The sequence below is a fragment of the Paraburkholderia sp. TE9906 genome (genome assembly GCF_056279605.1).
The window spans coordinates 314,750-329,203 of record NZ_JBWCCT010000004.1 but is presented as its reverse complement, the minus strand read 5'-3'; the positions used below and the strand labels follow the sequence as shown (position 1 = coordinate 329,203).

The 14,454-nt window shown below is 66.8% G+C and carries 12 protein-coding genes; 9 read left to right on the top strand and 3 right to left on the bottom strand.

Annotated features, from left to right (window positions below; translation table 11 throughout):
• The first annotated feature begins 16 nt into the window (after positions 1-16).
• The 5 genes from ACZ9H4_RS12395 (at position 17) to ACZ9H4_RS12375 (ending at position 6,244) form a co-directional block, all read left to right on the top strand.
• Complete coding sequence (locus ACZ9H4_RS12395) at positions 17-1,027, top strand: ABC transporter permease (protein WP_476119172.1); 1,011 nt, start codon at positions 17-19, stop codon at positions 1,025-1,027.
• A complete protein-coding gene (locus tag ACZ9H4_RS12390) occupies positions 1,024-1,890 on the top strand; it encodes an ABC transporter permease (protein ID WP_476119171.1) in 867 nt (288 codons plus the stop codon). The genes ACZ9H4_RS12395 and ACZ9H4_RS12390 overlap by 4 nt, the downstream gene beginning before the upstream one ends.
• The gene (locus ACZ9H4_RS12385; RefSeq protein ID WP_476119170.1) at positions 1,887-4,073 is read left to right on the top strand and encodes an ABC transporter ATP-binding protein; all 2,187 of its coding nucleotides are present in this window, start codon (positions 1,887-1,889) and stop codon (positions 4,071-4,073) included. Before ACZ9H4_RS12390 ends, ACZ9H4_RS12385 begins: the two co-directional genes overlap by 4 nt.
• A gap of 479 nt (positions 4,074-4,552) precedes the next feature.
• Complete coding sequence (locus ACZ9H4_RS12380; protein WP_476119169.1) at positions 4,553-5,407, top strand: hypothetical protein; 855 nt, start codon at positions 4,553-4,555, stop codon at positions 5,405-5,407.
• Positions 5,408-5,770: 363 nt separating this feature from the next.
• Positions 5,771-6,244, top strand: coding sequence for a hypothetical protein (locus ACZ9H4_RS12375; RefSeq protein ID WP_408152432.1), 474 nt, complete (start codon positions 5,771-5,773; stop codon positions 6,242-6,244).
• 56 nt (positions 6,245-6,300) lie between these two features.
• Here the strand turns inward: ACZ9H4_RS12375 and ACZ9H4_RS12370 are convergent, their stop codons facing one another.
• Entirely contained in the window at positions 6,301-7,146 is an 846-nt protein-coding gene (locus ACZ9H4_RS12370; RefSeq protein WP_476119168.1) for an aldo/keto reductase, read from the bottom strand.
• Positions 7,147-7,338: 192 nt separating this feature from the next.
• Here ACZ9H4_RS12370 and ACZ9H4_RS12365 point away from each other — a divergent pair, with 192 nt between their 5' ends.
• Positions 7,339-8,085 (top strand): GntR family transcriptional regulator, encoded by a 747-nt coding sequence (locus ACZ9H4_RS12365; protein WP_042321463.1) that lies wholly within the window; start codon positions 7,339-7,341, stop codon positions 8,083-8,085.
• Positions 8,086-8,099: 14 nt separating this feature from the next.
• Here ACZ9H4_RS12365 and ACZ9H4_RS12360 read toward each other — a convergent pair whose 3' ends face one another.
• Complete coding sequence (locus tag ACZ9H4_RS12360) at positions 8,100-9,491, bottom strand: CoA transferase (RefSeq protein ID WP_476119167.1); 1,392 nt, start codon at positions 9,489-9,491, stop codon at positions 8,100-8,102.
• Positions 9,492-9,618: 127 nt separating this feature from the next.
• Here ACZ9H4_RS12360 and ACZ9H4_RS12355 point away from each other — a divergent pair, with 127 nt between their 5' ends.
• Positions 9,619-10,860 carry a citrate/2-methylcitrate synthase gene (locus ACZ9H4_RS12355; protein ID WP_476119166.1) on the top strand — a complete coding sequence of 414 codons (1,242 nt, stop codon included), beginning with the start codon at positions 9,619-9,621 and terminating at the stop codon, positions 10,858-10,860.
• Between the two features lie 53 nt (positions 10,861-10,913).
• On the opposite strand, the gene ACZ9H4_RS12350 is transcribed toward ACZ9H4_RS12355, so the two are convergent.
• Entirely contained in the window at positions 10,914-11,219 is a 306-nt protein-coding gene (locus ACZ9H4_RS12350; RefSeq protein WP_408152428.1) for a DUF2917 domain-containing protein, read from the bottom strand.
• A gap of 203 nt (positions 11,220-11,422) precedes the next feature.
• Between ACZ9H4_RS12350 and ACZ9H4_RS12345 the strand changes: the two genes are divergently transcribed.
• Positions 11,423-12,838 carry an aminotransferase-like domain-containing protein gene (locus ACZ9H4_RS12345; RefSeq protein ID WP_476119165.1) on the top strand — a complete coding sequence of 472 codons (1,416 nt, stop codon included), beginning with the start codon at positions 11,423-11,425 and terminating at the stop codon, positions 12,836-12,838.
• A 140-nt stretch (positions 12,839-12,978) separates the two neighbouring features.
• Positions 12,979-14,439 (top strand): multidrug transporter subunit MdtD, encoded by a 1,461-nt coding sequence (mdtD, locus tag ACZ9H4_RS12340; protein ID WP_408140613.1) that lies wholly within the window; start codon positions 12,979-12,981, stop codon positions 14,437-14,439.
• Positions 14,440-14,454: the final 15 nt, after the last annotated feature.

Sequence of the window (14,454 nt, the reverse complement as noted above, 5' to 3'; positions counted from 1 at the left end):
TCGGCAGGAGCTTACGATGTCGGCCACGGCGTCCCCCTCCGCCCCCCGCGCATCGAACGGCAACGCGGGCCGCGTCGCGCGGTTTCTCGGCACGCGCGTGGGCTTGTCGTTGATCACGCTGTGGCTGTTGTCGGTGATCGTGTTCGCGGGCGGCCAGTTGCTGCCCGGCGACATCGGCCGCGCGGTGCTCGGGCCGCTCGCCGATGCGCAGGCAGTCGCCGCGCTCAATCATCAGCTCGGCGCGGACCGGCCGCTTTTCACGCAATACGTAGACTGGATCACGCATTTCGTGCGCGGCGACATGGGGCTCTCGTACGCGTATCGCGAGCCGGTCGGGCCGTTCATCGCCGACGCGCTCGCGCATTCGGCCAGGCTCGGGCTGCTCGCGTTCATCGTCGTCGTGCCGCTCGGCATTGCGGGCGGCGTGTGGTCGGCCATGCACGCGGGCCGCTGGCTCGACCGCACGATCAGCATCGCCGGGTTGTCGGCGACCGTGGTGCCGGAATTCGTTTCGTCGATCGTGCTGATTCTGGTGTTCGGCGTGTGGCTGCGCTGGCTGCCGATCGAAGCGTCGTATCCGCCGCAAGCGAGCGCGCTCGAACAGCTACGGCATCTGGTGCTGCCGGTACTGCCGCTGGTGCTGGTGTTCTTCGGCTACATCGCGAGAATGGCGCGCGCGGGCACCGTCGAAGCGCTCGACGCGGACTACACGCGCACTGCGATCCTCAAAGGTTTGCCGCGCCATATCGTGATCTGGCGGCACGTGTTGCGCAACGCGCTGTTGCCGACCATCACGGTGGCCGCGACGCAGCTCGGCTACATGATCGGCGGGCTCGTGGTGGTCGAGACGCTGTTCCACTATCAGGGCATCGGCTCGCTGATCTACAACGCCGCCAAGGCCAAGGACTTTCCGATGCTCGAAGCGGGCGTGCTGACGATCGGCGTGGTCTACACGCTCGCCAATCTCGTCGCCGATGCGCTGCATGTGCTGCTCAATCCGCGGCTGCGCGTGAGGAGCGCGGAATGAGCACGCTCGCACCTCCCTCTCGAGCCGCGGCCACCGAACCGCGCTTCGATCAGCTGCGCCTCCTGCTGCGTTCGCCCACCTTCGTGGTGGGCGTGGTGATCGTCGTGTGGTGGATCGTCTGCGCGCTCGCCGGGCAGTGGATCGTGCGCCTCGATCCGTATGCGTCCGATCCGCTCAATTCGCTGCTGCCGCCCGACCATACGCACTGGTTCGGCACCGACCAGCTCGGCCGCGACGTGTTCTCGCGCGTAATCGTCGGCGCGCGCGACATCCTCACGATCGCGCCGCTCGCGACGCTGCTCGGCACGGCGGCGGGCACGGCGCTGGGTCTGATCGTCGGCTATTTCGAGGGCTGGGTGGACAACGTGGTCGGCCGCGCGATCGACGCGGTGCTCGCGCTGCCGCTTGTGATCGTCGCGTTGCTCGCACTGGCGGCGGTCGGTGCGAGCAACGTCACGGTGATCCTCGTGATCGGCATCACCTTCACGCCGATCACCGCGCGCACCGTGCGCGCCGCCGTGTTCGCCGAACGGCATCTCGACTACGTGGCCGCCGCGCAACTGCGCGGCGAGCGCGCGCCGTACATCATGTTCGTCGAGATCCTGCCGAACGTGCTGCCGCCGATCATCGTCGAGGCGACCGTGCGCCTCGGCTATGCGATCTTCGCGGTCGCCACGCTGTCGTTTCTCGGCTTCGGTATTCAACCGCCGTCGGCCGACTGGGGGCTCGCGCTGTCCGAGTCGTACACGTTGATGGCGGGCGGCGCATGGTGGACCGTGGTGTTCTCGGCCGGCGCGATCGCGACGCTGGTGGTCGGCGTGAATCTGATCGCCGACAGCGTGCAAGGCGTGCTCGACCGATGAACACAACGCCGCCCTCCCCGTTCGCCGCCTTCGACGTGTCGAAAAGCGATCGCACCGATGCGCTCACGGTGGTCGGCCTGACCGTCACCTACCGGATTCGCGGACGCGATCGCGAAGTGCTGCAGGATGTCTCGTTTCGCGTGCGGCGCGGCGAAGCCTATGGGCTCGTCGGCGAGTCGGGCTGCGGCAAATCGACCGTCGCAATGGCGACGGTGCGCTATCTGCCGCGTAACGGCACGGTGAAGGCGGGCAAGATCATGATCGCCGGTGCTGACGTGCAGACGCTCGATGCCGATGCGCTGCGCGAGCTGCGTGCCAACCGCATTTCAATGGTCTATCAGGACCCGGGGCGCGCATTGAACCCATCGCTGACGATCGCGCGGCAGGTCTCCGAAGCCTTCGAAGCCGCGGGCGCCACGCGCGAGGACGCACTGCACGGCGCGCTGGACATGCTCAAGCGTGTGCGCATTGCCGCGCCCGAACAGGTAATGGACAGCTATCCTCATCAATTATCGGGCGGCATGCAGCAGCGCGTGGTGATCGCGATGGCGCTCGCATCGAACCCCGCGCTGCTGATTCTCGACGAACCGACCACCGGGCTCGACGCCACCGTCGAAGCGGAAGTGCTCGACCTCGTCGCGCAGTTGCGCGAGGAACTCGGCACCGCCGTGCTCTTCATCAGCCACAACCTCGCGGTGATCGGGCGAATGTGCGAGCGCGTCGGCGTGCTCTACGCGGGCAAGCTCGTCGAAGAAGGCGCGACCCGCGATGTCTTCACGCGGCCGCGTCATCCCTACACGGTCGGGCTGTTGCGCTGCTTGCCCACGACCGGGCGCAGCAAGGACAGCGAGCGGCTCGATACGATCGCGGGCGGTTTGCCGTCACCGGGCTCGGTCACGCAGGGCTGCATTTACGCAGACCGCTGCCGTCTCGCCGACGAGCGCTGCCGCCGCGAAGCGCCGCCGCCATACCGGCTCTCGGTCACGCACGGCGATCAGATGTCGCGTTGCCACTACCATGAGCGCGCAATCGAGTTGCCGCGCGCGATGCCGGACGCACCGGTTGAAAGTCAACGCGGCTCGGTGGACGATTCATCGGCCACAGTCGTGCTACGCGCACGCAAACTGTCGAAGACGTTCCCCGTATCCGGCGCCTCGCTGCGCGCGCTCGACGATGTCTCGATCGACCTCGCCGGCGGCGAAACGCTCGGCCTCGTCGGCGAATCGGGCAGCGGCAAGACGACGCTCGCGAAGCTGATGCTCGGCCTGCTCACGCCCGATGCGGGCAGCGTGCTCGAACTCGACGGCGCGCCGCTCGCCGCGCGGGTCACACGACGCAGCGACGAGCAGGTGAAGTCGCTGCAGATCGTGTTCCAGAATCCCGACTCGGCGCTCAATCGCGCGCATTCGGTGAAGCGGCTGATCGGCCGCGCGCTGACGCGCCTCACCGGCTTGCGCGGCCCGGCGATCGACGCACGGCTCGCCGCGTTGACGTCGGCCGTGCGTTTGCCGGAGCGCTATCTCGACTCGCGCACGCGGCAGTTGTCGGGCGGCCTCAAGCAGCGCGTCGCGATTGCCCGCGCGTTTGCCGGCGAGCCGCGCGTGGTGGTCTGCGACGAGCCGACTTCCGCGCTCGATGTCTCCGTGCAGGCCGCGATCCTCAACCTGCTCGCCGACCTGCAACGCGAGCGCGGCGTCAGCTACGTGTTCATCTCGCATGACCTGCATGTGGTGCGCTATCTCGCGGATCGCATCGCCGTGCTGTATCTCGGCAGGCTCCTTGAAATCGGGCCGGCTGCGGCCGTGTTCGACGGGCCGCAGCATCCTTATACCGAGGCGCTGCTGTCGTCGGTGCCGACGCTCAATGTTCAGGACAAGCGGGCTCGCATCCGCTTGTCCGGCGATCTGCCCAGCGCGATCTCGCCGCCGTCGGGTTGCGTCTTTCACACACGCTGTCCGCGCAAGCTCGGTGCGATCTGCGAGCAGCAGGATCCGCCCTTTCTCGACGCCGACGCCGGTAACGGCAAGGGCGACGCTGCCCCATCGGCCGCGCATCGAATCCGCTGCCATATCCCCGTCGACACCTTGCGCGCGCTGCAAAGCGGCTCACGCGATGAGCTGCGCGAAGTTCCCGCCGACGACCACTCCCCTCACGCGCCGCAGAACGCCGGCCGCAACGCATAGCGCAGTAGACGGCGCCTTTGCGCCGACGCGTTTCATCCTCGAAACGTTTTCATGCGCTTTTTCAGCGTACGCATCGCACATCCCTATCGCACGCTTGCCGGCGCAAGGCTTCGCAACCAATGGCATGGATATCGCTAAGTGTCGTCCAGAAAGTCGAAGCCGAACTACTGCGAAGGAACACGGGATCTTCGCCTTAACAGGTTCGCTGCGAAGCGACGCACTGACCGCGAAGATCACGGCAACCATATCGCGGCGATGCTCATGCGAGTGCCGACATCGATGCACCGGCTACGCAGCACAGAAGACAACGACGGGTGGCTGTGTGGCATCGGCCACGCAGAGCCGGGGCGCTGAGGTCCGCGTTCAGACAGGGCCGCCGCTGCGGGGTCAGCCTGGGAATGGCGGCAACGAGGTACCGTCGTTCCCTCGGGAGAGATGCGATTAGGACCAGAAAATTCGATCAGTACTACTGCGGGGTGATGCGCAGCGCTGTGATCGTCGCGGGCGTGATTGCACTGACGATCGAGTTCGCGTACCCGGCATCGATCGATGTGATCCCAAAGTGGATGGTGTCGACCGACGCGTCAGTGCCGGGCAGCAGCGAGCGAGGTCCGACGCAAGTCGCGCAGAGCGAAAGCGCGCCGCCGGATGCCGTGGCTACCGGCAGCGCGCTCGGCGACGCGACCGCCGACGACGATGCCGCCGCGGTCTTCGTGCCGCGCGACTGCACCGGCACCGGTGTCGGCGGATGCGGTCGCCACGCGGGTGGCGGTGGCGGTGGCGGTGGCAACAACGGCGCGGCGAGCGCCACCAATAGCGGATCGGGGTCGGGCGGCAGCGGCACTGGGGCTGGAGCTGGGGCTGGGGCTGGGGCTGGGGCGGCTGTCGCGGGACGAGGCGGCAGTTCCAGCGGAGGCGCAGGTGGGAGCGGCAAGGGGAATGGTGGCGGTGGAAGTAGCGGTGGTGGAAGTAGCGGTGGTGGAAGTAGCGGTGGTGGAAGTAGCGGCGGTGGAAGCAGCGGTGGTGGAAGCAGCGGTGGTGGAAGTAGCGGCGGTGGCAGCAGCGGCGGTGGCAGCAGCGGCGGTGGAAGCGGGAGCGGCTGCGGTTGCGGCGGCTCCAGCTGCGGCTCCAGCGGTGGCCCCAGCGGTGGCCCCGGCGGTGGCCAAGGCGGCGGCTTTGGTGGTGGTTTCGGCGGTGGTAAAGGCAGTGGCTCCGGTGGCGGTTTCGGCGGCGGCCTTGGCGGAGGCTTCGGCGGAGGCTTCGGCGGAGGTCACGGAGGCAAGGGTGGCGGCAGCGGCAACGGTGGCGGCAATGGCGGAGGGAACGGGCACTAGCAGGCGCCCGCTCCTGGGGTAGGGGTGCCCCCGCGCCCTGCTCTCCGCCGGCGTTATGCGCCGGGCATCGCGTCCGCTATCCGCTGGCATCGGCGGTGATGTCTCGATCCCCCGGTCGAGCGTCACCGCCCGAGGCCGGTCGCGAAAAGCGATTCGCGAAACGCGGCAGGCACGCTGTCATCTCCCGGACATCGTGCCGCCAGTCGCCCACCCATGGTCACGCGAACCTTCACGCGAACCTGCACACGAACCGCGCCGCTCACGGCAGACGAACAAAACAGGCGGTCGCGCACCCGTGTTATGGAACCATTCCGGGGCGATCGCCTCATATCAAATTCAACGTTCGATATGAGGGCCTACAACATGCAACGAAACGTTCCTCCCTCCGCGGCACGCGCGGCCACCGGCCTGCTGATGGTTGCCGCTTTGGGCCTCGCATCGCTCGCTCATGCCCAAACACCGGCGCAACCTCCCGCCAAACCTCTGCCGCCGACCATGTCGCAGGCGGCGCCCCCGGTCGACCCCAGCTTCTCGGCCTACACGCTCGTGCAGATGTGCAAGCAGAGAAACGACAACGCCGCGCAAGGCCAATGCGTCGGCGCGATCCGCGGCATCATTCACGGCTATCAGTACGGCGTCCTGTTCCTCGGCCAGCGCGCGGCACTGCCCGCCAACGAGACGCAGCGCGTGTCGCTGTGTCTGCGCGACATACCGGTGTCGTCGATCGTCGCCGATTTCCTCGCGGACGCCGCCCAGGTCGACGACGAGGCCCTCAAGCACACCCCCGCCGAAGTCGCCGTGCTGGGCTCCGTCCACATGCACCACGCCTGCACCTGAGCACCCCGCGCGGCGGGCCGCCGTGCCCCAGGCACTCGCGGCCGCGCTCACCCCATTTACAGCATCTCGAACGCACGCTTGCTGCGCGGCGGTTTGAAATACGTGTCGAGAGCGGCAAGCTCGTCTGCGCTTAGCCGCAATTGCGATGCGCGATGGTTGTCGCGCACGTGCTCGATGCGGCCCGTCTTCGGAATCGCACACACGCCCGGCTTCAGCAACACCCACGCGAGCGCCACCTGAAACACCGAGATGCCGCGCGCGTCGGCGATGTCGTCGAGCGGCGAGCGTTTCGGCAGGCGCGCGTGATCGACCGGGCTGTATGCCATCGCCGGCATCTTGCGTGCGGCGAGCCATGGCAGCAGATCGAACTCCGGTCCGCGGCGCGCGACGTTGTAGAGAATCTGATTGGTCGCGCACGCGTCGCCGCCCGGCGCGGCAAGCAGCTCTTCCATGTCGTCGGTGTCGAAGTTGCTGACGCCCCAATGCCGGATCTTTCCCGCCGCACGCAACGTCTCGAACGCCTGAACGGTTTCCGCGAGCGGCACCGAGCCGCGCCAGTGCAGCAGATACAGATCGAGCCGGTCTGTTTTCAAACGCTTCAGGCTCTGCTCGCACGCGGCGATCACACCGCGCCGGCTGGCGTTGTGCGGATACACCTTGCTGACCAGGAACACCTGGTCGCGCAAACCGGCCAGCGCTTCGCCGAGCAGCGTTTCGGTCGCGCCGTCGCCGTACATTTCCGCGGTATCGATCAGCGTCATGCCCAGTTCGATGCCGCAGCGCATCGCGGCAATTTCCGCCGCCCGCCGCGCCGGTGCTTCGCCCATTTCCCATGTGCCCTGCCCCAGTGCCGGGATGCGTTCGCCATCGGGCAGGCTCACGCTCGCGATATCGCTCGTCATACGGACTCCTCGAAGTGTCTGGATGCAAACCGATGCGGCGGCGCCACGTGCTGCGCGCGACGCCCCTACGAAAAATCATAGCGACGAGTTTAGCGGCTCGACGCGGCCGCGGCCGTGCCCCAGGCAAAAGTCCGCTATAACGGGACGCGCCGATGTCATAGAATTGCCGCTTGCCTATCTTGCGTAAGCCCCATGACCTCTGCCTCGGAAGACCGCTGGCGCGACCTGCGCCCGGACCCGGAAAACGACACGCCGCTTTATTTGCAACTTGCCCGCAAGCTCGGCAGCGCCATCCACGAAAACCGCTGGAATGCCGGTGAAGCGCTGCCTTCCGAGCGCGTACTGTCGGAAGCGCTGGGCGTATCGCGAATCACCTCGCGCAAGGCGATCGCGTTGCTGGTCGAACAGGGATTGATCCGCCGCACCCAGGGCGCGGGCAGTTTCATCACGCCGCGCTACGAAGATCCGCTGTCGCGTCTGTCGAGCTTCAGCGAAATGCTGCGGCGGCGCGGCTTTACGCCGAGCTCGAAATGGCTGTCGCGCGAGATTTCGCCGGCCAATCGCGACGAGGTCATTCAGCTCGGCCTGTCGCCGGCCGCGGCGGTAACGCGTCTGCGGCGCTTGCGGCTGGCCGACGGCATCGTGATGGCGGTGGAGAACTCCACGTTTCCGGCAGCGGTGATTCCCGATCCGCAAGCCATCGGCGATTCGCTGTACACCTACCTGGAAAATCGCGGCCTGACGATCGTGCGGGCGCTGCAGCACTTTCGCGCGGTGAATGCGAGCGAGGAGATCGCGCAGCAGATGAGCATCGCGCCGAACGAGGCGCTGCTGTTGATCACTCGCGTGGGCTACACCGCCGATCAGCGGGCGATCGAATTGACGGACACGTACTGCCGCAACGATTACTACGACTTTGTTGCGGAGTTGCGGAAGTAGCTGGCGAAGAGCCGTTACACCCACCTGGCTTCATGCGTGCCGACCCTCACAGGCGGCAACGCGTAAAAAGCGGGCGTCTCTTCCATCTCTTCCGCCGGCTGCACCCCCAGCACCCGGCCGAACTCCGACTGCACGGTCGCGACGCAATCCCGCACGTCATCGAGGGTGACATCGGGGGTTCGCCAGCCGTCGGGGATCTGCCCAAAAGACTGCAACCACCGCCCCGTTTGCGCGAGCGAGACCCGCACGTGCCAGCTGCCGCCTTCGCTCGCGCGCCGCGTCAACGCGACCATCGCGCCGAACGCGGCCAGATAGCCGGTCGCATGATCGAGCGCCTGACACGGCAGATGCTTCGGCTCATCGCAGCCCGCCGCCTGCCGTTCGGCAAAGGCGATGCCGCTCGCCGACTGCACGAGGCTATCGAACCCGCGCCGCTGCGCCCAAGGTCCCTCGTGTCCATACGCGCACACCGACACATATACGATCCCCGGCCGCAACCGCGCCAGCTCTTCGGGACCGAAGCCGCGCGCCGCCAGCGCGCCTGGACGATACGCCTGCAGAAACACGTCGGCGTCACCGGCGAGGCCGAGCAAGGTCTCGCGCCCGCCCGCGTCGCGCAGATCGATGAGCGCCGAGCGCTTGCCGCGTCCGTTATCGATTACCAGCGGCGCGATGTTCGGCAGATGCGGCCCGTTGATCGTCAACACGTCCGCGCCATGATGCGCGAGCGCTCGCCCGGCCACCGGCCCCGCGATGATGCGCGACAGGTCCAGCACTCGCACCCTCTCCAGCGGCCGCTCCGCGCCGCTGGCGTGCGGCGGCTCGGCCGGCGCGTCGCCGATGCGCTCGATCTCGAACAGCGGCAATCCCGCAATCGCTTTTGCCTGGTCGAGCGCGGCCCATTCGTCCGGCGTGCGAATCAACGCGGCGCACAGGCCCGCGTCGGCGAGCGTCTGATCGAGCACCGCGCCGTCCCAGCCGCGAATCGCGGCGGCCACCGCGGCGGGATCATTGCCGCAACCGAGCACCTTCAGCACACCCTGAAGGTGATGCGCAAAGTTCGTATGCAGTTGAATCCAGCGGCCGTCGCGTGTCTCGTAGAAACCCGTGACCGGATCGCGCAACGCCGGCGGCGGACCCTCGTCGACGCGCAAATAGCGTTCGCTGCGAAACGCCGCCAGCGCGCGCCGCATCTGCACCGACACGTGCTGCCTGCGGCCCGTGCGCAAGCGCTGGTATTCGGCCGCCGCGAGGCCGGTCGCGGCGATGGTCGCCGACGCAAGACTGCCGACCCGGTAGATCGATGGCAAGCCGGGGTCCGCGCCGCTCAGCGCCACCGAGCGCAGCGCGCTCGGGTCGCAACCGGCGATGGTCCAGATATGTTTGAGAGCGAGTTCGGGCGTCATGGCGTTCATACCGGAGCAGGTGGAAGTGAACCGCGAAGTGACCTGAGTCTAGAATTCCGACCCGCCGCAATCAATCTTGATTATGATAATCAATATATATTGATTTCTTCGGTTTCTCCGCATTCCCATGCCGACCACTACGTTCCTGAGCGCCACCGAAGCCGCCGCCACGCTCGGCATCAGCTTGCCCACGCTGTATGCGTACGTGAGCCGCGGCATGCTGAGTTCGTCGCCGGATGCACAAGGCAAGAACCGGCTCTACGACGCGGCCGAGGTGCGCCGCCTCGCGCGTCGCAAGGCGGACGGCAAGCGCGCCGGCAAGGTCGCGCAGAAGGTGCTGGACTGGGGCGTGCCGGTGCTCGAATCGTCGATCACACTGGTTGCCGACGGCCGCCTGATGTATCGCGGCCACGATGCGATGGAACTGGCGCGCACTGCGTCGCTCGAGGACATGGCGGCGTTGCTGTGGGAGTGCAGCGCGCGGCGCATCGCCGAGGCGCCCGCCGTGCCGCTCGCCGCCGCACAGTGGGCTGCGTGGCTCAAGCTGTGGAGCGACAGCACGCCGCTCGATCGCGCGCTCGTGCTGCTGCCGGCCGCCGCTGCGCAAATGCCGCGCGTGTGGGCGCTCGGCCGCGATGCGCAGCTTGATACCGCCTGCGCCGTCATGCGGCTGCTGGCCGCCGCGATGATCTCGGCGGCGCCGTCGAACGAGCCGCTGCACCGGCAACTCGCTTCCGCGTGGCAGGTGCGCAACCGGCAGCAGGCCGGGCTGCTGCGCGCGGCGCTGGTTGCCTGCGCGGATCACGAGCTGAACGCGTCGACTTTCACGGTCCGCTGTATCACGTCGACGGGAACGCACCTGTTCGGCGCCGTGGCGGGAGGGCTCGCGGCCCTGGCGGGCCCGCGCCATGGCGGCGAGACGGTGCGGATCGCCGCGCTGCTCGAAGAAGCGTCGCGCGCGCCCGATCTCGATCGCTATCTGGCGAATCGCCTCACGCGCGACGAACCCGGCGCGCAGGGGCCGCTGCTGTCGGGCTTCGGCCATCCGCTTTATCCGGATGGCGATCCGCGAGCGCGGCTGCTGCTAGGAATGCTTGCCGACTGCGCGCCGGCGCGCTCGCCGCTTGGCGACGTGCTGCGGCTTGCGCGCACGGTGCGCGACACGACCGGCGCGGAACCGACCGTCGACTTCGCGCTCGCCGCGATCGAGCGCGTGCTGGGTCTGCCGGCCGGCGCCGCGTTCACGCTATTCGCGGTGGGCCGGGTCGTCGGCTGGATCGCTCATGCGATGGAACAGACGCGCGATGGACGGTTGATCCGGCCGAGGGCGCGGTACATCGGCGACTATGACGCGGCGGGTCCGGGCTGAGGATTGAGGATCGAGGTCGGCTGACAGGTCAACCGACGCTCGCCAAAGCGCTCTCAGGCCATGCCGAGCCAACGAGGCAAGCGGCCGAACGCCGGCAAACTCAGCCCCGGCTTCGGCGCCACTTGCTCGGAGCCGCTCGCCAGTGAAAAGCGCGCGCCGCCTTGGCCCGCGCTGATCCACGCGAGCGCCCGGCGCGGCAACTCGACCGACTCGCCCGCGGCGAGCCAGTGATCCTCGCTCCTGCCTTCGACGGTCAGCCAGATTTCGCCCGAGAGCACCTTGAAGGTCGACGGACGCACGACACGCCAGGCCGTCACGGGTTCGCCCTGTTCCAATTCGAAAATCCGCACTTCACGCATCGCCGTTCTCCTTCAAAGAACTTTTCTGTTGTATCGATTATTGACGTGCGATGATCGAATACCCATGCACAGTTCCGAACACTTTCAGTGGAACTGTTCAGTCGAAAAACCGGACAGTTGGGTGACTGATGCGTCATGAATCAGGCGCTTGCGCACTCGGCCACGCCTGGCAGCGTGTCATCCGGTTCGAAGGAAGCAAGCGCATGAAACTCGAAATCCAGCTCGATCGCGATAATGGCGTGCCGCTCACCGAACAGATCGTCGCGGGCGTCACCGCGTGGATCCGCTCGCGTACCGCGCACCCCGGCTCCAAGCTGCCGTCGATCCGCCAGTTCGCCGCCGACTTCGGCGTGAGCCGCTTTCCGGTGATCGAAGCGTATGACCGACTGGTGTCGCTCGGCTACGTCGATTCGCGCCACGGTTCGGGCTTTTACGTCGCCGACCGTCAGCCGGCGTCCACGCTTTGTCAGGGTGCATCGGACCCGCGCCGCGCCGAAGACGAATCGGGACATCTACTGCAGCAATTCAACCACCCTGGCGAAACGTTGAAGCTCGGCAGCGGCTTCATCCCTGAAAGCTGGCGCGATACGGACAGCCTCGCGCAAGCGATCCGCCACGTGTCGCGCACCGACCGGCAAAGCATGGTCGATTACGCGACGCCGCTCGGCAACCTGACTTTGCGCGAGCATCTGCAAAGCCGGATCGGACAGTTGGGCATTCAGGCGGACGCGTCGCAGATCCTCATCACCAACGGCGCGAGCCAGGCGCTCGATCTGCTGATGCGTTACATGCTCAAGCCCGGCGATACGATCTTTGTCGAAGACCCCGGCTACTACAACCTGTACGGCTTGCTGAAGCTGCACGGCGTGAAGCTGATCGGCATTCCGCGCACCCGCAACGGCCCCGACCTCGACGTCATGCAGGAGCAGCTCAAGTCGCATCGGCCGAGGCTGCTGTTCATCAATACCGTGTTCCATAACCCGACCGGCACCACGGTCGCGCCGCAAGTGGCCTTCCGGCTGCTGCAACTGGCGCGCGAGCACGGCTTCTCGATCATCGAGGACGACATCTACGCCGACTTCCAGACCGAGCTTACCGACCGCCTCGCCACGCTCGATCAGCTCGAGCACGTGATCTACGTGGGCGGCTTGTCGAAGACGCTGTCGTCGTCGCTGCGGATCGGCTGCGTGGTGGCGAGCCACGCGATCATCAAGGATCTGGTCGACATCAAGATGCTGACGAGCATCGGTTGCTCGCGCTTTGCGGAAGCGGTCGCGGTGTCGCTGCTGGAGCGCGGCGCGTACCGGAAATATCTGGAGCGCATGCGTCGCCGCATGCGCGACGCGCTCGGCTCGACGATCCAGACACTCGAAGACGCGGGCTGGGACATTTTCGAGAAGCCTGTGGGCGGCAAGTTCGTGTGGGCGCGCGTGCCGCATGTCGCCGATGCCGAACGGCTCGTGGCATGCGGTACGCCGCTTGGGGTGACGGTGGTGCCGGGCAGCTACTTCCGTCCCAATATGGAGACAAGCCCGTGGATCAGGATTCATGTGGCGTTTGGTAATGAGCCGCGGGCGCAGGCGTTTTTTCACGCGGCGGCGGCGTTGGAGCGGGCCTGAGCACCTCCCTCCTATCGCGTCCCAAGGCCCACGCTCAACGCCTCTCTCCCGCCACGCACACCCCTTCTTCGAGTGCGCTGCGCCACGCTTTTCCCTAGAATAGCGAGTCCCTGCCCGTCCTGCGCGCCCAGCCGCCCTCCATGTCCACGACGCCGACTCCGCCCGCCTCCGCTGTCAACGCCCCCTCGGGACCTTCGGCCCGCTCCCTCACCGTGATGCTGTGGCTCGTCGCCACCGGCTTCTTCATGCAGACGCTCGACTCGACCATCGTCAACACCGCGCTCCCCGCGATGGCGACGAGCCTCGGCGAGTTGCCGCTGCGCATGCAATCGGTAGTGATCGCCTATTCGCTGACGATGGCGGTGATGATCCCCGTATCCGGCTGGCTCGCCGACAAACTCGGGACGCGACGCGTGTTCTTCAGCGCGATCCTCGTGTTCGCGGTCGGTTCGCTGCTGTGCGCGAACGCGCATACGCTGAACGAGCTGGTGTTCTTCCGCATCCTGCAAGGCGTGGGCGGCGCGATGCTGCTGCCGGTCGGACGGCTCGCGGTGCTGCGTACCTTTCCGGCGGAACGCTATCTGGCAGCGCTGTCGTTCGTCGCGATTCCTGGGCTGATCGGACCGCTGATCGGTCCTACACTCGGCGGCTGGCTCGTGAAGATCGCCTCGTGGCACTGGATCTTTCTGATCAACGTGCCAGTGGGGATCGTGGGCTGCATCGCCACATTCATCTTCATGCCGGATAGCCGCAACGAACACACCGGCAAGTTCGACATGAAAGGCTACCTGCTGCTGATCGTCGGCATGGTGGCAATTTCCTTCGCGCTCGACGGGCGCACCGAGTTCGGCATTCAGCACGCAACGGTGCTGGTGCTGCTGATCCTGAGCCTCGCCTGTTTCGTCGCCTACGCGTTGCATGCGGTGCGCGAACCCGCGCCAATCTTCCCGCTCGACCTCTTCAAGATCCACACGTTCAGCGTCGGCCTGCTCGGCAATCTGTTCGCGCGGATCGGCAGCGGTTCGATGCCCTACCTGATCCCTCTGTTGTTGCAGGTGAGCCTCGGCTACAGCGCATTCGAAGCCGGCCTGATGATGCTGCCGGTGGCCGCCGCCGGCATGGCGTCCAAACGCCTCGTGACGAAGCTGATCGTGCGCTACAGCTATCGGCGCGTGTTGATCGCCAACACGGTACTGGTCGGCCTGGTCATGGCGAGTTTCGCACTGACCAGCGCGAATCAGCCGCTGTGGCTGCGGCTCGTGCAACTGGCAGTCTTCGGCGCCGTCAACTCGATCCAGTTCACCGCGATGAACACGCTGACGCTCAAGGACCTGGGCACCGGCGGTGCAAGCAGCGGCAACAGCCTGTTTTCGCTGGTCCAGATGCTGTCGATGAGTCTCGGGGTGACCGTTGCCGGCGCGCTGCTCGCGACCTTCACCGGCCTGTTGCAGCGGGTGACCGCGATCAACTCGTTGCCCGCGTTTCATGCGACGTTCCTGTGTGTCGGCATCATCACCGCGTGCTCGTCGTGGATCTTCGCGCAACTGTCGCCGGACATCCGCACCCCGGCGAAAAAGACCGATCCGTCAGAGCGGACCTGACATGCATCGCGCCCG